21 protein-coding genes are annotated in these 15,931 nt (G+C 62.6%); 10 read left to right on the top strand and 11 right to left on the bottom strand.

The features are described 5' to 3' along the window. The first annotated feature begins 94 nt into the window (after positions 1–94). Positions 95–2,569: an autotransporter outer membrane beta-barrel domain-containing protein gene (locus tag AA098_RS13160; RefSeq protein WP_064614347.1), complete on the top strand. Its 2,475-nt coding sequence runs from the start codon at positions 95–97 to the stop codon at positions 2,567–2,569. Here AA098_RS13160 and AA098_RS13155 read toward each other — a convergent pair. After that, positions 2,566–3,189, bottom strand: a complete 624-nt coding sequence (locus AA098_RS13155) for a LysE family translocator (RefSeq protein ID WP_003248288.1) — start codon at positions 3,187–3,189, stop codon at positions 2,566–2,568. The two genes, AA098_RS13160 and AA098_RS13155, sit on opposite strands and share 4 nt — an antisense overlap. A 131-nt stretch (positions 3,190–3,320) precedes the next feature. Here AA098_RS13155 and AA098_RS13150 point away from each other — a divergent pair, with 131 nt between their 5' ends. Together AA098_RS13150 and AA098_RS13145 are read left to right on the top strand one after the other, a co-directional pair. Beyond that, positions 3,321–4,130, top strand: coding sequence for an AraC family transcriptional regulator (locus AA098_RS13150; protein WP_064614344.1), 810 nt, complete (start codon positions 3,321–3,323; stop codon positions 4,128–4,130). A gap of 82 nt (positions 4,131–4,212) precedes the next feature. Then, a complete protein-coding gene (locus AA098_RS13145) occupies positions 4,213–4,827 on the top strand; it encodes a LysE family translocator (RefSeq protein WP_064614340.1) in 615 nt (204 codons plus the stop codon). Here AA098_RS13145 and AA098_RS13140 read toward each other — a convergent pair. Then, positions 4,775–5,500, bottom strand: coding sequence for a serine/threonine protein phosphatase (locus AA098_RS13140; protein ID WP_029380652.1), 726 nt, complete (start codon positions 5,498–5,500; stop codon positions 4,775–4,777). The two genes, AA098_RS13145 and AA098_RS13140, sit on opposite strands and share 53 nt — an antisense overlap. A gap of 214 nt (positions 5,501–5,714) precedes the next feature. Between AA098_RS13140 and AA098_RS13135 the strand changes: the two genes are divergently transcribed. Together AA098_RS13135 and AA098_RS13130 are read left to right on the top strand one after the other, a co-directional pair. Further along, a complete protein-coding gene (locus tag AA098_RS13135; RefSeq protein WP_064614338.1) occupies positions 5,715–6,458 on the top strand; it encodes a carbon-nitrogen hydrolase family protein in 744 nt (247 codons plus the stop codon). After that, positions 6,455–6,697, top strand: a complete 243-nt coding sequence (locus AA098_RS13130) for a hypothetical protein (RefSeq protein ID WP_014591082.1) — start codon at positions 6,455–6,457, stop codon at positions 6,695–6,697. Before AA098_RS13135 ends, AA098_RS13130 begins: the two co-directional genes overlap by 4 nt. A gap of 4 nt (positions 6,698–6,701) precedes the next feature. Here the strand turns inward: AA098_RS13130 and AA098_RS13125 are convergent, their stop codons facing one another. Then, positions 6,702–7,202, bottom strand: coding sequence for a methylated-DNA--[protein]-cysteine S-methyltransferase (locus AA098_RS13125; RefSeq protein ID WP_004576657.1), 501 nt, complete (start codon positions 7,200–7,202; stop codon positions 6,702–6,704). Positions 7,203–7,272: 70 nt separating this feature from the next. Further along, positions 7,273–8,073, bottom strand: coding sequence for a DUF115 domain-containing protein (locus tag AA098_RS13120; protein ID WP_003248275.1), 801 nt, complete (start codon positions 8,071–8,073; stop codon positions 7,273–7,275). Between the two features lie 324 nt (positions 8,074–8,397). On the opposite strand from AA098_RS13120, the gene AA098_RS13115 reads away from it, so the two are divergent. Beyond that, the gene (locus tag AA098_RS13115; RefSeq protein ID WP_003248274.1) at positions 8,398–8,604 is read left to right on the top strand and encodes a hypothetical protein; all 207 of its coding nucleotides are present in this window, start codon (positions 8,398–8,400) and stop codon (positions 8,602–8,604) included. A 42-nt stretch (positions 8,605–8,646) separates the two neighbouring features. On the opposite strand, the gene AA098_RS13110 is transcribed toward AA098_RS13115, so the two are convergent. Continuing rightward, the gene (locus AA098_RS13110) at positions 8,647–9,006 is read right to left on the bottom strand and encodes a hypothetical protein (protein WP_033726762.1); all 360 of its coding nucleotides are present in this window, start codon (positions 9,004–9,006) and stop codon (positions 8,647–8,649) included. A gap of 167 nt (positions 9,007–9,173) precedes the next feature. Between AA098_RS13110 and AA098_RS13105 the strand changes: the two genes are divergently transcribed. Then, entirely contained in the window at positions 9,174–9,374 is a 201-nt protein-coding gene (locus AA098_RS13105) for a hypothetical protein (protein ID WP_003248269.1), read from the top strand. Between the two features lie 225 nt (positions 9,375–9,599). On the opposite strand, the gene AA098_RS13100 is transcribed toward AA098_RS13105, so the two are convergent. The 3 genes from AA098_RS13100 to AA098_RS13090 form a co-directional block, all read right to left on the bottom strand. Beyond that, positions 9,600–9,908 (bottom strand): hypothetical protein, encoded by a 309-nt coding sequence (locus tag AA098_RS13100; protein ID WP_003248263.1) that lies wholly within the window; start codon positions 9,906–9,908, stop codon positions 9,600–9,602. Between the two features lie 199 nt (positions 9,909–10,107). Further along, positions 10,108–10,476, bottom strand: a complete 369-nt coding sequence (locus AA098_RS13095) for a hypothetical protein (RefSeq protein WP_060537975.1) — start codon at positions 10,474–10,476, stop codon at positions 10,108–10,110. A gap of 403 nt (positions 10,477–10,879) precedes the next feature. Next, positions 10,880–11,167 carry a hypothetical protein gene (locus tag AA098_RS13090; protein WP_064614335.1) on the bottom strand — a complete coding sequence of 96 codons (288 nt, stop codon included), beginning with the start codon at positions 11,165–11,167 and terminating at the stop codon, positions 10,880–10,882. 217 nt (positions 11,168–11,384) lie between these two features. Here AA098_RS13090 and AA098_RS13085 point away from each other — a divergent pair, with 217 nt between their 5' ends. The 3 genes from AA098_RS13085 to AA098_RS13075 all read left to right on the top strand — a co-directional run bounded on the left by AA098_RS13085 (position 11,385) and on the right by AA098_RS13075 (position 13,253). After that, positions 11,385–11,912 carry a DUF3455 domain-containing protein gene (locus tag AA098_RS13085; RefSeq protein ID WP_003248255.1) on the top strand — a complete coding sequence of 176 codons (528 nt, stop codon included), beginning with the start codon at positions 11,385–11,387 and terminating at the stop codon, positions 11,910–11,912. Between the two features lie 103 nt (positions 11,913–12,015). After that, the gene (locus AA098_RS13080; RefSeq protein WP_064614333.1) at positions 12,016–12,564 is read left to right on the top strand and encodes a sigma-70 family RNA polymerase sigma factor; all 549 of its coding nucleotides are present in this window, start codon (positions 12,016–12,018) and stop codon (positions 12,562–12,564) included. Continuing rightward, entirely contained in the window at positions 12,561–13,253 is a 693-nt protein-coding gene (locus AA098_RS13075; RefSeq protein ID WP_064614331.1) for an anti-sigma factor domain-containing protein, read from the top strand. The genes AA098_RS13080 and AA098_RS13075 overlap by 4 nt, the downstream gene beginning before the upstream one ends. A gap of 52 nt (positions 13,254–13,305) precedes the next feature. On the opposite strand, the gene AA098_RS13070 is transcribed toward AA098_RS13075, so the two are convergent. The 3 genes from AA098_RS13070 to aroQ form a co-directional block, all read right to left on the bottom strand. Next, positions 13,306–13,563, bottom strand: coding sequence for a hypothetical protein (locus AA098_RS13070; RefSeq protein WP_064614329.1), 258 nt, complete (start codon positions 13,561–13,563; stop codon positions 13,306–13,308). Positions 13,564–13,954: 391 nt separating this feature from the next. After that, positions 13,955–15,352, bottom strand: coding sequence for an MFS transporter (locus AA098_RS13065; RefSeq protein ID WP_064614328.1), 1,398 nt, complete (start codon positions 15,350–15,352; stop codon positions 13,955–13,957). Positions 15,353–15,492: 140 nt separating this feature from the next. Continuing rightward, entirely contained in the window at positions 15,493–15,930 is a 438-nt protein-coding gene (aroQ, locus tag AA098_RS13060; protein WP_003248245.1) for a type II 3-dehydroquinate dehydratase, read from the bottom strand. Position 15,931 lies beyond the last annotated feature (1 nt).

The following is a 15,931-nucleotide window of genomic DNA, read 5'->3' as shown; positions in this document are numbered from 1 at the left end:
CCTGACATTTTTGCCAGTTGTGGTCGTGACGCACTCCTCTATACAACCCCGGTAACCCTGTGCACCACGCGTGGTGCGCAGGTTTCCCTGGTGAATGGAGGTTTTCCTGATGCGTCTACGCCTGATGCTGACCCTGGGTTCGCTCCCGCTGCTGGGCATGGTCACGCCCGCCCAAGCAAATTGCACCTTCGCACCCGGCCCGGGTAACGACACCTACACCTGTGACAGCGGCACCGCACCCGCGTTGGTGGACAGCAGCGGCGATAACCGCCTGGTATTCCCGGCATCCGGTAGCGGCGCCGTTACCGGCGACGTAACTTTCGGCGCCGGCAAAGACAGCATCGACATGGGCTCTGGCAGCATCGGCGGCAACGTCAACCAGGGCGCCGGCATCGATGACTTCGTCATGAGCGGCGGCGTCATCGAAGGCAACCTCAACCAGGGTGATGGCCTGGACACCTTTCACATGAGCGGCGGCTGGATCAGGGGCACGTTCGACAGCGGCGACTATGCCGAAATGGACGACGGACGTATCGGCAACGTCAACATGCGGCTGGACGAGAACACCTTCATCATGCGTGGCGGCAGCGTCGACCGGAATGTCATCACGGCCTTCGACAAGGACTACATCGAAGTCTTCGAGGGCAACATCGGTGGCAACATCAGCGTCAGCGGTGGCGACGACCAGGTGCTGGTGCACGGTGGCCAGGTTGGCGGCGATGTGTTGCTGAGCTCTGGCAACGACCGCTTCACCTGGGACGGAGGCCGTATTGTCGGGCGCGTGGATGCCGGCCCAGGTGATGACACGGCACTGCTCAAAGGCCTTACGCCCGAGGTACTGAGTATCACGTTGGACGGCGGCGAAGGTAACGACAGCCTGACGTTCGATGCCAGCCAGCCGGCAGGCGGTGCCCACTATGTGAATTGGGAGCGCGTGGCACTGAACAACGGCAGCCGGCTGGCACTGGATGACACGCTGGTACTGGGCGACAGCAACAGCAGCACGGGCAGCCTCGCCCTCGACGCCAGCAGCCGCATCACGTCACGCCAAGGGGTGATCACTGCGTTTGCCCCTGGCCAGCGCGCCGCAATCAGCAACGCAGGCACACTTGACCTCACCGCCGGCAATGATGCCATGGGCCGCTTGAGCATCGAGGGCGATTACACCGGCAACAACGGCACCCTGCGCCTGAACAGCGTGCTGGCCGGCGATGGCGCTGCTTCCGATCGCCTGGTGGTCAGCCGCGGCGCCATCGCCGGCTCTACCCAGGTGCTCATCAACAACCTCAACGGCGCAGGCGCGGCGACTGCGCAGAACGGCATCCAGGTGGTCGAAGCCCGTGACGGCGCCACCAGCACGGCCACCGCCTTTGTACAGACCCAAAGGCTATCGGCCGGTGCCTACGACTATCGGCTGTTCAAAGGGGGCGTCACTGCCGGCAGTGAAAACAGCTGGTACCTGCGCTCGACGCTGGTTGCGCCACCCGCCCCAGCCCCTGTGCCGGCACCGGGCGAGCCGCCCGTGATCGCCCCGGCCGTCACCCCGCCCGTCGCTGCGCCAGCGCCCGGCCAGGCCGAGCTGCCTGCGCCGGTGCAGGGCCAAAGCCTGCCGCTGTACCGCCCCGAGGTCCCGGTGTATGCCGCAGCGCCGCGGGGTGCCGCGATCATCGCCCGTCAGGTATTGGGCACCTTCCACCAACGCCAGGGCGACCAGCTGTTACTGCAGGGTGAAAGCGCCCTGCCCGCCAGCTGGGGGCAAGCCTACGGCGGCACGCTGCGCCAGCAATGGAGCGGCACGGTCAGCCCGAGCCTGGATGGCGACCTGTACGGTTTCAAGGTGGGCCAGGACCTGTATGCCAAGGTTGGCGAGAACGGTTACCGCCAGCATGTCGGTATCTACGTAAGCCATAGCCGCCTGGACGCCGACGTCAAAGGGTTTGCCCTGGCCGTTCACGACCGCAGCGTGGGCGACCTGAAACTCGATGGCGACAGCGTGGGCACCTACTGGACGCTGGTCGGGCCACAGGGCGCGTACCTGGACGCGGTGTTGCAATACACCCGCCTGGATGGCCGCGCCCGCTCCGAGCGTGGCGACACGCTGAACCTCGACGGCCACGCCTGGACAGCTTCACTGGAATCGGGCTACCCCATCACCCTGTCCGAGCACTGGCGCGTGGAACCGCAAGCTCAGCTGATTGCGCAAAAGGTCGCGCTGGACAGCGCCAGCGACGGCGTCTCGCGCATCCGTCATGACGCCCAGGTCGAGCTGACCGGCCGCTTGGGCCTGCGCCTGGAGGGTGCGTTCACGGGGAGCAGCGGGCGCCTGTTGCAGCCCTATGCGCAGGTCAACCTGTGGCACGGCGACGGTGGGCGCGACACCTTGAGCTTCGATGACGCAGACAAGATCAAGACCGATTACCGCTATACCTCAGTGCAACTGGAAAGCGGTGTGGTCGCGCAGGTCAACGAAGCGCTGAGCCTGCATGGCGGCGTGCAGTACACCGCCAACCTGGACAGCCGCCAGCAGGAAGCCAGCGGCGTTAACCTGGGTGTGCGCTGGCAGTTCTAGCGGCGCGCAGCCAGCAGACCGAGGCCCGCGCAACCCAGCAAGGAAGCGCTGACCCGGTTGAACATCCGGCGTGGGCCGGGCTGGCTGAACCAGCGCTGCATGTAGGCGCCCAGGCCTGAGTAGATGGCAATGGCCGCCCATTCCAGCAGCAGGAACAACACACCCAGCCAAAGGAACTGCTCACTCACCGGGGTGCTGCTACCGACCGAGACGAACTGCGGCAGGAAGGCGGTGAAGATCAGGATGGCCTTGGGGTTGCCGGCCGCCACCCAGAACTCCTGGCGCGCCAGGCGCCAAGTGCCGCCTGGGTGATCGCTTGCCACCACGGCCTCGCTCACAGGTGCGCGCCACAGTTGCCAGGCGATGTAGAACAGGTAGGCCGCGCCCACCACCTTGATGGCCAGGAACAGGTATTCGCTGGTATGCAACACCACTGCCAGGCCCATCGCTGCCAGGGCGATCATGCCGCAGAAGGCAAGGATACGGCCGGCGCCGGCCACACAGGCGGTGCGCAGGCCGTAACGGCTGGCGTTGTGCAGTGACAACAGGTTGTTGGGCCCAGGCGCCATGTTCAAGGCGAAGCAGGCGGGGATGAAAAGCAGCAGGCTTGAAAGGTCCATTCTCGTTTTCCTCTGACAACAGCCCTCTATTTCGGTGGGTTCCGGGCCCTGCGGTCAAGTAACAGCCAGCGATAAAAACTGTACGGGTGCGCGGCACCTGTTACCCTGCCGACAATACCGAGGAGCCTGTAATGCCCCGTTCCCACGCTATCCTGTGGCGCGACCCGGCCCTGGCACATGTCGAAAGCCGGCGCGCCTGCCACAGCCGGGCCTGCTACAAGGCCCACAGCCACCCGACGTTTTCCATCGGTGCGGTGGATGCTGGCCGCAGCCATTTCACCGGGGCTGCCGACGGCCAGCAACACCTGGCACCCGGCACCCTGGTACTGGTCCCGGCCCACCGCGTGCATGCCTGCAACCCGGCACCCGGCCTGGCCTGGAGCTATCAGATGCTGCATGTGGATGCCGACTGGCTGACGCAGTTACGCCTGGAGTCGGGCCTTGGCGGTATCGAAGCCGGCGAACCGGTGCGCATCTGCAGGGAGGCTGAGGTGTATCGGCAGTTCTGCGCACTGAACAGGTTGCTGTTTTCCAGTGCCTGCAACGGCGAGAAAGATGCGGCGCTGATTGCCTTTCTGGGGGACCTGGATTTTTCCGCGCACCCACCGCTGGCAGCGGCCCCCGCCCTGGAAGCCGCCACCTTGAACGGGTTGCTTGCACGCATCGAACACCAGGACCCTGCGCAATTGAGCCTGGAGGTGTTGGCGCGGGAGGCCGGGCTTGGGCGCTATCAACTGATCCGCGCGTTTCGAGCGGCTACCGGGTTTACCCCGCATGCCTACCTGCTCAATGCCCGGGTCAATCGCGGGCGGCAACTGTTGAGTGAAGGGCTGGCCCTGGCGGAAGTGGCCTACCGGCTTGGCTTTGCTGACCAGAGCCATTTCCAGCGGGTGTTCAAGGCCCATGTGGGGGTTACGCCGGGGCAGTACCGCGGAAACTGAAGGCTGCTGCAGGTGCAATATTGTTCAATACGCCAGAACGGGCCCGGCAGCAGACTGCGGTTTTTCCGCAGAGCCGCCCCCAATGCAACAATTCATGATCATCGCCCTGGCCCACTTTCTTGCCCTGCTCTCACCTGGCCCGGACTTTTTCCTGGTCGCACGCAACGCGATCAACAGCGGCTGGCGCATCGCCAGCGGCGCCTGCCTGGGCATAGCGCTGGCCAATGGCGCGTTCATTGTCATCGCCTTCACCGGGCTTTCGGTACTGCAGCAGGGCAGCCTGCTGTTCACCACCCTGCAACTGGCCGGCGCCAGCTACCTGCTGTACATCGGCGTGCTGTTCCTGCGCCATGCCGGGCAAACCAGCCTGGGCACAGTCGCCGGTAGCCAGCGGGTTCATGGCTGGTGGCGCAGTTTGGGCATGGGCTTCTTGTCCGGCATCCTCAACCCCAAGAACGCGCTGTTCTATGCCAGCCTGGCCAGCATGGTCGCCAGCGTCAGCCCCGGCTGGAAAGCGGCCTACGCCCTATGGATGTTCAGCATCGTCCTGCTCTGGGACTTGCTGGTTGCCGTGGCCATCGGCAACCAGCGGGTACTGCGACGATTCGCCCGCAGCCTGGCGTGGCTGGAGCGGGCCTCGGGGGTCATGCTGGTGATGTTGGCGGGGGCGTTGTTGCTGCATCTGGCTCTGGGCTGACCCGTTGCAAGGTGCGCATGTCGACCAAGGTGAAATGGCCGCTGGCCCAGCCCCCCGTGTCCAAGTGCCACACATTGCCCAGCAGCTTGGCCTCCAGCACCGGGGTGTGGCCGACCAGCAGGGCTCGCAGGCCCTGCACCGGTTGGGTGTCACCCTCTTTCAGGCGCCGACGCGACCACTGGCACACTTGGCGCACCTCAGGGTCGTCATCCAGCTCCAGCCAGGAGCGTAAGACTGCCCAGTCGGCAAACGGGCTGTCGGCATGCAGCAGGCCTACCAGCCCGTCCGCACTCTCCACTTCCATGGCAATCGGCAACTGCTCGAACCGCTCCACGAAACGCAGTTGCTCGCGCCGCGGCAAGTCGAGGAACCAGCCCCCCCCGGCGGCGCGGTACATGCCCAGGTCGAGCCGCCCACCGCGCACGCGGGTGATTGCCAAGGCCTCATGATTGCCCTGGACGGCATGGAACCAAGGCTGGGCCAGCCAGTCCAGCGCTGCCTCGCTGTGCGGCCCACGGTCGACCAGGTCACCCACGCTGAACAGGCGGTCCACCGCCGGATCGAACCCTACCGCATCCAGGCATTGTTGCAGGCGCTGGAAGTGGCCATGGATATCGCCCACGGCCAGATCCCGTCCCCGGATATTGGCGATCATCCGCCGAAACCGTGCCATTACAGTGTTCCTCCGCTGGTAGCACCCTGCCCGCCTTTGCGCGGGCCGTGCGCATGGCGCTGTCACTGGACAGCATGGCACAAGGTACCGTGGCTGCGCAGGTCGGGGGGCGTTTTGCTGCGCACCCCAGGCTGCCTGAAAAACCCTTCACTGGAACAGGCGTTGGTGCCGATAGTATGCTCGGCACGTCAATCTTCACCAGGGAATGGTTCTGATGAAACTGTGCGCCGTACAACTGGCGTCGCTCAAGGGCGATTTGCCAGGCAACCTCCAGCGCCATCTGGTTTGCATCGAGCAGGCTGCGGCCCTGGGTGCCGAACTGGTGGTGTTCCCCGAGCTGTCGCTGACCGGCTATGAGCCGAGTGTGGCGCGCCAGTCCGCCCTGCCCGTCACCTCCGCACGCCTGGACCCGCTGCAGGCAGCCTGCGACCGCTTGGGCATTACCGTTGCCGTGGGCCTGCCATTGCCAACGCCCGACGGCATACGTATCGGCATGCCCGTCTTCTGCCCTGATGCGCCGCGCCAGGCCTATGCCAAGCAGCGCTTGCATGATGATGAGCTGCCTTACTTCACCCCAGGTCATCAGGCATTGCTGCTGGAGGTGGGTGAGCACCGGGTGGCGCCAGCGATCTGCTACGAATCGATGTTCATGGCGCATGCCGCCGTGGCCCGCGAGCGCGGTGCCGACCTGTACCTGGTCAGCGTTGCGAAAACCGCCAAGGGTATCCGCGAGGGATATGCGCACTATCCAGAGGTGGCACGCGAGCTGGGCATGCCGGTGTTGATGGCCAACTGCGTGGGGCCGGCCGACACTTTCATCGGTGCCGGCGGTTCTGCAGCATGGGACAGCCAGGGGCACTTGCTGGCCAGCCTGGATGACCACAGTGAAGGGCTGATCGTACTCGACACCCACAGTGCCAGCGCGATCACCCTGCCCTTGGCCCCGTACCTTGCATGATCTATCTGTTTCTAGCGTTACTGAGTTACGCCAGCACCTACTGCCTGGTCGGCTTGCTGATTCAGGGCCAACTTGCCGATGTGGCCGAGGGATTGCGCCATCGGCCCGATGCCCCTACGCCCGGCGAGTACCTGCGTGAGGTCGAGCCCCGCGCACGTCAGGCCCGGCGGCAATACACCCTGATCGCCGGCTCGGTGCTGGCCGTGCTGGCCTGCCTGATCGCCAGCGGGTTCGGTTGACGCCTTACAGGTCCAGCGCCAGGCTTTGCCGCCCTTCCAGCGCCAACAGATACTGCTTGGCCGCCAGGCCACCAGCAAAGCCGGTCAGGCTGCCCGACGCGCCGATTACCCGGTGACAGGGGGCGATGATCGAAATCGGGTTGCGGCCATTGGCAGCGCCAACCGCGCGTACCGCCCTGGGGTTGCCGAGCTGCCGGGCAATATCGCTGTAGCTGCGGGTTTCGCCGAACGGTATCGCCAGCAATGCGGCCCACACCTGGCGCTGGAACTCAGTACCGGCAAAGTCCAGCGCCAGCTCGAAACGCTGGCGCTTGCCGTCAAAGTACTCGCCCAGCTGACGAGCGGTTTCCCGCAGTACCGGGCACTGGTCGTCCCGGTGCAGTGCGCCCAGGCGTACGCGGTTTTCCCGCTCCTCTTCCCACAATACGGCTGCCAGGCAATTGCCACGGGCCACAAGGGTCAGCATGCCGACGGGCGATGGCATGATCGTGAATGCGCTGGACATAGCAGGCTCCTGCAAGTTGCGATCGGCCCACTGTACGCATCCACAGTCCTTGATGCACCCGCTTTCTTGCTCAGTTCATTGCGCAGCCGGCAATGTGCCGCGCCTGGCTGAGCGTGACCTTGGGTATCAGCTCAGCGGGAATGCGCGATGTTGCCGATAGGTTGTAGACGTGGAAATGCTCGCTGACCACTTCCCTGGCCATCAGCTTCAACGACGGCAGGATGCGGCTGTCCCAATGCTGGTCGAGCCCGCACGGCGAAGAAGGGCCCTGGCCGTCCTCGTAAAAGCGCCCGACGCTCTGGTCGAGGTCTACCCCCACCAGCAACACTTCCTCGAAGCCCAGGTGATAGGCCAACTGCAAGGCCACATAAGCCACCGTGCGGGCATCGAAAAAGCCATGGCCCATGTCTTTACTGAAGGCGATCGAGCGGCTGCGTTTGCTCCACAGTGCCCGGTTGCACACGCAACTGTCACCCTGGCCGCGCAAACCGTCCAGCAGGCTCGGCGTGTCGGCTTTGTGCAAGGCATAACACTGGGTGTGAGCTGGCACATCGGTACGCGCATACTGCTCTGGCCACAAGGCCAGGCGTTCGCTGTCGCGCACGGCAGTGGCGAACAAGGCCGGCTGTTGCTGGCAAAAGCTTTTGTCGGTGCACACGTAGAAGAAGGGTTTGATGCCGTGTTCGGCGGTCATGGCGACCGACCCATTCATGGCGATGATGGGCAAGTGCGCAAACTCGCCCAGCGGAAAATGTTTGGCAGAAGCGCCGGAGGCGAGGATCACCACGGGGCCCTGCTGGGAATTGCGACACGCCTCGAAACCGGAGAACGCCCCGCGTTCAGCGCTTGGCTGCGACGGAAGTATGTTCATCAATGGCATCTTTAACCGGACAGTACAAACCACAATACTGATCCGTGTATATGCCGTGGCCGCTTTTACCTAACTTTACCTGGGTGAACTTAAGTCAACCGCCATTCCCTTGTTTGGCGGGGTTTCAGCCTGGCTAATACCGGCTGGTCCAACTGCTATAACAGACCACCCCGGTGAAAAAGTGTTCCCCTGGTGCGATTCAGGAATAGCGATGACCATTACCGAGGCGACCGATGGTTGCCAAGTGCCTTTCGTCATGAGCCTGCTTGATGCTTGCGATCGGTGAGACTAATACTTAAATCTCTGCCTGGGGAGGCACGAAAAATGCAACCAAGATTCGTTATCGTTCCCGCTGTGCCGATCGAAAAGGAATCGTTCCGCGTTGGCAGCCGCTACTACGCCGCTACCGTGTGTGGAGGGTTCGACATTTATGACAATCAGGCAAAGGAGCGGCTCAAGCCGAGCTATCCGAGCCGCACGGAGGCGCAGGTGAAATGCGAGCATTTGAACAAGCGGGATGAGTTGGGGTAACTGCAGGAGATCGGGGCGGCTCAACCCGCTCGGGGCACGGGTTCAATCCAGGCATTGCTTGGCAGCCTGGCGTAATTTGTCGCCAGACAGAAAGCTGCCCTTGTAGAAGGTCGCGCGGCTGCCCTCGTGAGCGTCAACCACATCAAGCACATCGTCGCTTGCCACGGCGCTTGGCGCCGTGAGCCGGTAGCCATGGGCTATCGACTTCTGCGTGGCCTGTGGGGCCAGCGCCTGCCATTTTGGCAGGACACAGGCGGCGTACTGCTGCGGCGATTTTTGGGTCAGTTTGCTGGCAGTGGGTTTGCCGGGGCTTGCGCAACCGGCGAGGCTGGCAACCAACACAGTGGCGATAAAAATACGAAAGTCTGGCATTTGCAATCGACCGTTATGGATACGCTGCATTCTAACGGGCGTGACGCCGCGTTACTAATCAACCAAAGTCTTGCTGCAGGACGACGCCCAAGCGGGATCAGTGTAGCGCACCTGATATTTCTGCCAGTAGCCGGGGCACGCCGCAACAGTGAAACTCCCGAGGGACATCACACCACGACTCGGCAGGGCTTCATACCATGCAAACGAACGCCAACCACACTCAGTTCTTCTATCAGAACGGCAAACTCGTCACCCTTAAAACCGGTGAACAGGGCCATAGTATCTTTCGCTCGCCGGACGTACCCCTTGCCGAGCGACAATCAGACGACACCGACGCCATCGGATTGCTGGCAACTGACGACAAAGGTTCGGTGCTGCAGGTACAGGAGAAAAGCTGAAGCCCTGAGGATACTCCGGCGCCATTGCGAGCCAAACCCGGGGTCAGGGCTTGGCTCCCCTGTACAATACGATGGCTGCTATATCCAGGGCCAGCACACTGCCAACAATCACGAACATGATGTACAGATCCTCAGAGAGCATTGCCGTATCCCCCCAGATGCACCGGTTTCAAAAGGGGTAAGCAAATACTGATCCATTCAGTGCATCAGGTAGCACGCTGCGACTCAGCTGAACTTCAACTTGACCACTTTGCTCAGCGCCCAGCCACTGAAGACATAGAACGCATCCAGGTAGAAGCGCCCTGCGTAGTTGGGCAACGGCGTTTGATTCAACAGCACATCTGGCTCGGGCGCAGGAGGAAACAGTGCATAAAAGCCGTTGGGCAGCACTGCCAGTGCCAGCAGCAACAGGTAAGTCGAGGCTTGTAGCAGGGTGGCACGATTACTGGATCTGGCGGACCACTTCAGCCCGTAGTAGGCAACCAGGCCGGCAACAGGCAAAACCCAGAAATGCGTCGGCATCCCAATGAACATTTCGGCGACTACGCTTCTTGCTTCCACCTGCGACTCTCCATCCAAATACAACGATTATTACGGGCGGGGCCGGCAAATGCAAAGCAACGCTGCTCAGGCCATACCGGCTCCACCCGCCCTTTTTGAACGTTGCCGGGCAGGCGATCGGCAGACAAAAAGCCCGCTCTCGACGGCGGGCTATTGGTGTGGGGTTGGATGATTACGCTTTTGAACACATCAGTGCAGCATCCAGCAACCTGCCATGGTCGTACCAGGCATCACGTTGATAGGCCGTGAAGTGGCGCTCGGTTCCCGTGCCCCGCAACTCTACAAGGCCCTCTGCCTTGTCGGGGTCAGTGCTGTCGACGAAAAGCCTGATCGCGTTATCACCCTCGACTTCATAGGTTTTCACATTCCCTTGCAGCTCGCCTTTAACGCAGCCCAGGTAGGCGGGTGGGCTTTTCACGGTAGTGCCAGCGGTATAATCGTGGCTGTCACGCACATCAGGGTTTTGCGCACAGCCTGCGACGAACAACGAGGCTGCCCCGAATAACAGTATTACACCTGCTCGCGAACTTGAGTTTTTCACGCGACACGCTCCTGCAGCCCCCTCGAAAACTGGGAAATGTTGCCAAGCAGCCTGCCCTTTTTTTGGTTTTCTCATGCCCATGTTACTGCGCAACGACAACAGGGCATCAGGTTTGTTTGCTATATAGGGTTCGGGGCGTTTTCCTCACACCCTGCGTTGGCCCCGATTACGCGTAAGGCCTGACCCATAACCGGGGTCAGGGAATGGCATTGAGAAACACATAAGTCGCCGCCAGATCCAGTACCAGCACAGCAACCACGCTGAAAATCATGTAATAGCGGTCATCCTGAGTCATCTCTGCGTACTCCGCATGATCAATGTCTCAGGGGTCACAGCAATTCTCGTTCCAGCGCCCAGGTTCAGCCCGCTGGCACCGCGCCAGCCAAACAGCGCAATCGCGCAGTCAGTCCTTGATCTGGCATACGCCATTGGCTTTGTTCTTACCGGTATACGAGACGTCAGGCGAGCCGTCCGGGTTGATCGACAACGATACCGTTACCCCGCCATCTTTGGCCTCGAAATAGTTGTCATTGAATTTTTTCAGCGTGGCTTCCTTGCCATTGATATAGACAGGCCCACCTTTATCGGCATGGACCTCGATATTGCCGGGGCATGTTGCGTTCAACAGCGGAATACCGGCATGGGCAGCGCCCGATGCGGCAAGCAACAGGCCCAGTAACAAACGCTTCATTTGCAGTGTCCTCGTGGGGTTGTCGGGGGTGCGCGCGTTAAAGCAGTCCTGCGATAGCAAAGAGACTCATCGCGCGTTCGAGATGGTAGGCAAGCACTTGCAGGCTCATCTCGCTACGCATTTTTTTTCATTCAGTGCATCCAGTCCGCCCGTTGGCGGGTATTGACAGTGGGCGGCCTTTGACTGCCCAGCCCAATGACTTTCAGGAGCACTGCCCATGAACTTCAAATACTCCGCCTGCCTGTTTGCCTGCAGCCTCGCCCTTGCGCTGCCGCCCGCCCACGCCCAGACCACGCTGCCAGAAGCGGTCAAAGTCCCTGATGGCCATCGCGTCCTGCTCGAAACCGTCGGCGTCGGCGAGATCACCTACGAGTGCCGCGACAAGGCCAACACCCCCGGTCAGACCGAATGGACTTTCGTCGGCCCCAAGGCAGTGCTCAATGACCGTGGCGGTAAACAGGTGGGCGACTACTTTGGCCCACCCGCTACCTGGCAGGCCAAGGATGGCTCGAAAGTCACCGGCACCCAGTTGGCAGTGGCACCGGCGGACAAAGGCGCCATCCCCTATCAACTGGTCAAGGCCAACCCCGCCGAAGGCAAAGGTGCCATGCAGGGGGTCAGCTACATCCAGCGCCTGGCCACCCGCGGCGGTGTGGCGCCGTCAGTCGACTGCACGGCGCAGAACAAAGGTGCCAGGCAGGTCGTCCAGTACCAGGCTGACTATGTGTTCTGGACAGCCAAGTGACACGCACCTGACCCAACGCCCTGCGAGTGATGATCTACGCTCGATGGCAAGCCCCCCGGCTGGATGGCCGGGGTACTTGCCTTACACAAGGAAGCCACACACGTTGAACTCGCCGGCCACTCCCTTCGACTTCCACCGCTGCCTGTTAGCCTGTGCACAGGGTGACCGGCGGGCCCTGCAGGCGCTCTACGATCACGAAGGCGCGCGCCTGCTGGGCGTTGCCCGGCGTATCGCACGTGACGACGCCACCGCAGAAGACATCGTCCACGATGCGATCATCCGCATCTGGACCCGCGCTGCCAGCTTCGACCCGGCGCGCGGCTCGGCTCGAGGCTGGATCTACAGCATTACCCGCCACCTGGCGCTGAATTCGATACGTGATACCCGCCGTGAAACTGTACTGACCGATGCCGACACCGAAACTGCGTCAACATTGCACGGGAGGATTGATGACCTTGACCTCTGGTCCGGCTCAGCAAAGATTTACCGCTGTCTTGAACAACTGCAGCCCGCACCGCAACGCTGCATCCTGCACGCCTACGTGGACGGCTGCAGCCACGCCGAGATAGCCGGTTTATTGGGCGCGCCACTGGGCACTGTCAAGGCCTGGATCAAACGCAGCCTCAAAGCGCTACGGGAGTGCCTGGAATGAAGCCCGATTCTGCCGAAGAACTGGACAGCCTCGCCGGGGAATATGTGCTGGGGACCTTGTCGCCGGAGCAATATGCCGCGACGGCCGAACGCCTGCGTACCGACCCCGCGCTTCGCGCCGCCGTGGATGCCTGGGAGGCCCGGCTGCTGGAGCTGACCGCGCTGTCTACCCCGCAGCCCCCAAGCCCCCGCCTGTGGCGCCGTATCCAGCGCAGCCTCGACGAGCTGCCTGCAGCGCGCACACAGGCTCGCTGGTGGCAACGCCTCGGCCTGTGGCAAGGGCTCAGCGCCGCTGGGCTGGCTGCAAGCCTGCTGCTGGCGTTTACCTTGCTGACCACGCCCCCCTCTACCACGCAATACCTGGTGGTGCTGGTGGCGCCGAACAGCCAGGCCCCCGGCTGGGTGGTGCAGGCCAGCGACAGCCACATGATCGACCTGCTGCCGCTGGGCCGGGACACGGTCCCCGACGGCATGGCCTTGCAGTTCTGGACCAAGGGCGAGCAATGGCGTGCTCCGGTTTCGCTTGGCCTGGTCAAACCAGGCGAACCCTATCGAGTTCCGCTGGAAAGTTTGCCACCCTTGGAGGCCAATCAACTGTTCGAGCTGACGCTGGAGAAAGCCGGTGGCTCGCCTACCGGTCTGCCGACAGGGCCGGTGAAGTTCATTGGTCGCGCGGTGAAAGTGATATGACACGAAAGGGCCGCAGAACATGACTGCGGCCTTCGCAAGGCTGGACCTATGGTCAGGCGCGGATCACCTCAAGGCGATCCCGCCCAGCCTCTGTGATGGCGTTCTCTCCTTCATCGCTGATGCGATAACGTCCTGACACCATTTTGGTAATTGAGAACCGGACCAGCCCGCTTTGGGACAAGGCTTGGCCTGCTTCGAAGCGCATTGCCTGCTCCAGGTCGAAGATCTTGATCTCTCCGATTTTGTAGCGTGCAAACGCGACCAAGGCGTTATCCAGTTCTTGTTGACTGATCGTTGTAGCGACTTCCATTCGACCTCCCAGGTCATGAGAGCCCCGGTCCGTGGGGGGTGAAGGCAACGAACCGGGTGGCTTGTTGAAGGCGGACCGTACTATGCAGTCACGGAAGTCGCTACTGGCTTTCCATCCATGCTGGATGGGTAGGCAGCACGACACCCGCCACACCTACGGTCACTTCAAGAGCCGTCGCTGGCGGCGGAACGCTTACGGCCTTGATCTGCGTCGTCCTGTTCAGTGCCCGCTGCCCTTTACGCCCGTGCGCTTTGGGGCGAAAAGCTGCCGATCGTGAATGACCGCTATCGACCCGTCATCGGTTGTCCGTTCGCTGTAGGTCGTTAATGGCCCAAAGGATCCCGATTCCAACACCTGTCCCCCTGATGACGTGGCCGTGAACCCAACACAGCTAAGTACGCAATACCTGTTCACCAGCATTGGCCGGCAGGCGTACTGCATCAACCAACGCGGCGCAAGCAATCAGGCCGATACCGACAAGCGCCCAGCGGAAGTCGCCCACTGTCATCTCGCTTTCACTCCCCCGCAGCATCGTCGAGACCCTCAGCAGCAGGGCCGCAATCGCAACCCCGAGCGCCATCGCCAGTTGGAAGAACATGCTGAACAGCGTCGACGCCTGGCCCATCTGTGCTTTTGGCACCTCGGCAAACCCGATGGCGTTGTAGGTGGTGAACTGCATGGAACGAGACAGCCCGCCAATGAACAGCACCAGCGCCATCCAGTACCACGGCATGTCCTGCTGCAGGAGCAAGCACGCGAGAATGCAACCGACGCCGATCAAGCCATTGACCAGCAGCACTCGACGAAAGCCGTGGCGGCGCAGCAGCCCGGTGGTGAACGGTTTCATCGCGAGGTTGCCGACGAAGATCGCCAGCACCAGCAACCCGGCATCCACCGGCGAATAGCCGAAACCGATCTGCAGCAACAGCGGAATCAGGAACGGCAAGGCGCTGATCGACAGGCGGAACAACGTGCCGCCGATGATGCTGGCGCGGAACGTGGCGATGCCTAGGGTAGCCCGCGGTAGCAGCGGCGCCGGGTGACGCTGGCAATGGCGGATCGACAGCCAGGTCAGCAGCCCCCCCACGGCCACCAGTGCAGCGCCTGTGCCGAGGCCGTCGCCCGACAGCGAGCCGAGCATCTCCAGGCCCAGCAACCAGGTCGCGCAGGCCGAAGCGAGGAAGACGAAGCCGAGCCAGTCGAAACGGCGCGCTTCACTGGCACGCGTGTTGGGGACCAGCCACCACGCCGCTGCGATGGCCAGCAGGCCGAGCGGGATGTTCAGGTAGAAGATCCACGGCCACGACAGGTGGGTGACGATCAACCCGCCAATCGGTGGGCCGAGGACCGGCGCCACCAACCCGGGCCAGGTGATCACCGCAAGCACCTTCACCAGGTCCTGCTTCTCGGTGGTGCGCAGCACCACCAGACGCCCGACCGGTACCATCAGCGCGCCACCGATGCCTTGCAGCACCCGTGCGGCGACGAAGGTTTCCAAGGTTTGTGCCAATCCGCACAGCCACGAGGCCAGGGTGAACAGGCCAATGGCCCCGGCGAACACCTGGCGCGCGCCGAAGCGGTCGGCGACCCAGCCGCTGAGCGGGATGAACACCGCCACCGCCAGCAGGTAGGCGCTGATGCCGATGTTCAGGCTGACCGGGTTCTCGGCGAAGTCACGGGCCATCTGCGGCAGCGCGGTGGCGATGACGGTGGCGTCGAGGTTTTCCATGAAGAAGGTGACGGCGACCAGCAAGGCGATGCCGGTGTTGGGGACTGCGGGGGTGGCCAAGGGTTCAGTTCCTTCTGCAAAAGGAGAGTCTCGATTGTAGGAGCGGGTTTACCCGCGAACACCGGCGCACCCGGTGCCATGCCCCGCGTCACCTGCTTCGCGGGTAAACCCGCTCAGAGCGCCGAGCCATGCGGCCCTGCTCAGACCATGCTCATCGCCGCACGCAGCGCCAGCAGGTAGGTTTCGACACCAAACCCGCAGATCTGCCCGCGCACCACCTCGGCAAATACCGAGTGATGGCGGAACGGCTCCCTGGCATGGATGTTGGACATGTGCACTTCTACCACCGGCACTTCGATAATGGCCAATGCATCACGAATGCCGTAGCTGTAATGCGTCCAGGCACCGGCATTGATCAGCACCGCATCCACCCGGTCCTCATAGGCCTGATGGATGCGTTCGCACAGGGCGCCCTCGAAGTTGCTCTGGAAGCTCACGACCTGCGCCCCCAGCTCTTCGCCCAGGGCCTGCAACGCCTGGTCGATGTCGGCCAGGGTCGCTGTGCCGTACTGGCGCGGGTCGCGCTTGCCGAACATGTTGTGGTTGATGCCATGCAGCATCAGTACATTGGCGACCATC

The organism is Pseudomonas sp. JY-Q (assembly GCF_001655295.1).
Lineage (GTDB): Bacteria > Pseudomonadota > Gammaproteobacteria > Pseudomonadales > Pseudomonadaceae > Aquipseudomonas > Aquipseudomonas alloputida.
The sequence above is the reverse complement of the archived record's forward strand: the minus strand, read 5'-3'. Positions and strand labels throughout refer to the sequence as shown.

Excerpts from the sequence above, each read along its gene's own strand:
- AA098_RS13100 (WP_003248263.1), bottom strand. The coding sequence starts at position 9,908 with ATGTTCATTGGGATGCCGACGCATTTCTGGGTTTTGCCTGTTGCCGGC.
- AA098_RS13115 (WP_003248274.1), top strand. The coding sequence starts at position 8,398 with ATGCAACCAAGATTCGTTATCGTTCCCGCTGTGCCGATCGAAAAGGAA.
- AA098_RS13160 (WP_064614347.1), top strand. The coding sequence starts at position 95 with ATGGAGGTTTTCCTGATGCGTCTACGCCTGATGCTGACCCTGGGTTCG.
- AA098_RS13150 (WP_064614344.1), top strand. The coding sequence starts at position 3,321 with ATGCCCCGTTCCCACGCTATCCTGTGGCGCGACCCGGCCCTGGCACAT.
- AA098_RS13085 (WP_003248255.1), top strand. The coding sequence starts at position 11,385 with ATGAACTTCAAATACTCCGCCTGCCTGTTTGCCTGCAGCCTCGCCCTT.
- AA098_RS13090 (WP_064614335.1), bottom strand. The coding sequence starts at position 11,167 with ATGAAGCGTTTGTTACTGGGCCTGTTGCTTGCCGCATCGGGCGCTGCC.
- AA098_RS13070 (WP_064614329.1), bottom strand. The coding sequence starts at position 13,563 with ATGGAAGTCGCTACAACGATCAGTCAACAAGAACTGGATAACGCCTTG.
- AA098_RS13130 (WP_014591082.1), top strand. The coding sequence starts at position 6,455 with ATGATCTATCTGTTTCTAGCGTTACTGAGTTACGCCAGCACCTACTGC.
- AA098_RS13075 (WP_064614331.1), top strand. The coding sequence starts at position 12,561 with ATGAAGCCCGATTCTGCCGAAGAACTGGACAGCCTCGCCGGGGAATAT.
- AA098_RS13145 (WP_064614340.1), top strand. The coding sequence starts at position 4,213 with ATGCAACAATTCATGATCATCGCCCTGGCCCACTTTCTTGCCCTGCTC.
- AA098_RS13120 (WP_003248275.1), bottom strand. The coding sequence starts at position 8,073 with ATGAACATACTTCCGTCGCAGCCAAGCGCTGAACGCGGGGCGTTCTCC.
- AA098_RS13155 (WP_003248288.1), bottom strand. The coding sequence starts at position 3,189 with ATGGACCTTTCAAGCCTGCTGCTTTTCATCCCCGCCTGCTTCGCCTTG.
- AA098_RS13110 (WP_033726762.1), bottom strand. The coding sequence starts at position 9,006 with ATGCAGCGTATCCATAACGGTCGATTGCAAATGCCAGACTTTCGTATT.
- AA098_RS13135 (WP_064614338.1), top strand. The coding sequence starts at position 5,715 with ATGAAACTGTGCGCCGTACAACTGGCGTCGCTCAAGGGCGATTTGCCA.
- AA098_RS13105 (WP_003248269.1), top strand. The coding sequence starts at position 9,174 with ATGCAAACGAACGCCAACCACACTCAGTTCTTCTATCAGAACGGCAAA.
- AA098_RS13140 (WP_029380652.1), bottom strand. The coding sequence starts at position 5,500 with ATGGCACGGTTTCGGCGGATGATCGCCAATATCCGGGGACGGGATCTG.
- aroQ (WP_003248245.1), bottom strand. The coding sequence starts at position 15,930 with ATGGTCGCCAATGTACTGATGCTGCATGGCATCAACCACAACATGTTC.
- AA098_RS13125 (WP_004576657.1), bottom strand. The coding sequence starts at position 7,202 with ATGTCCAGCGCATTCACGATCATGCCATCGCCCGTCGGCATGCTGACC.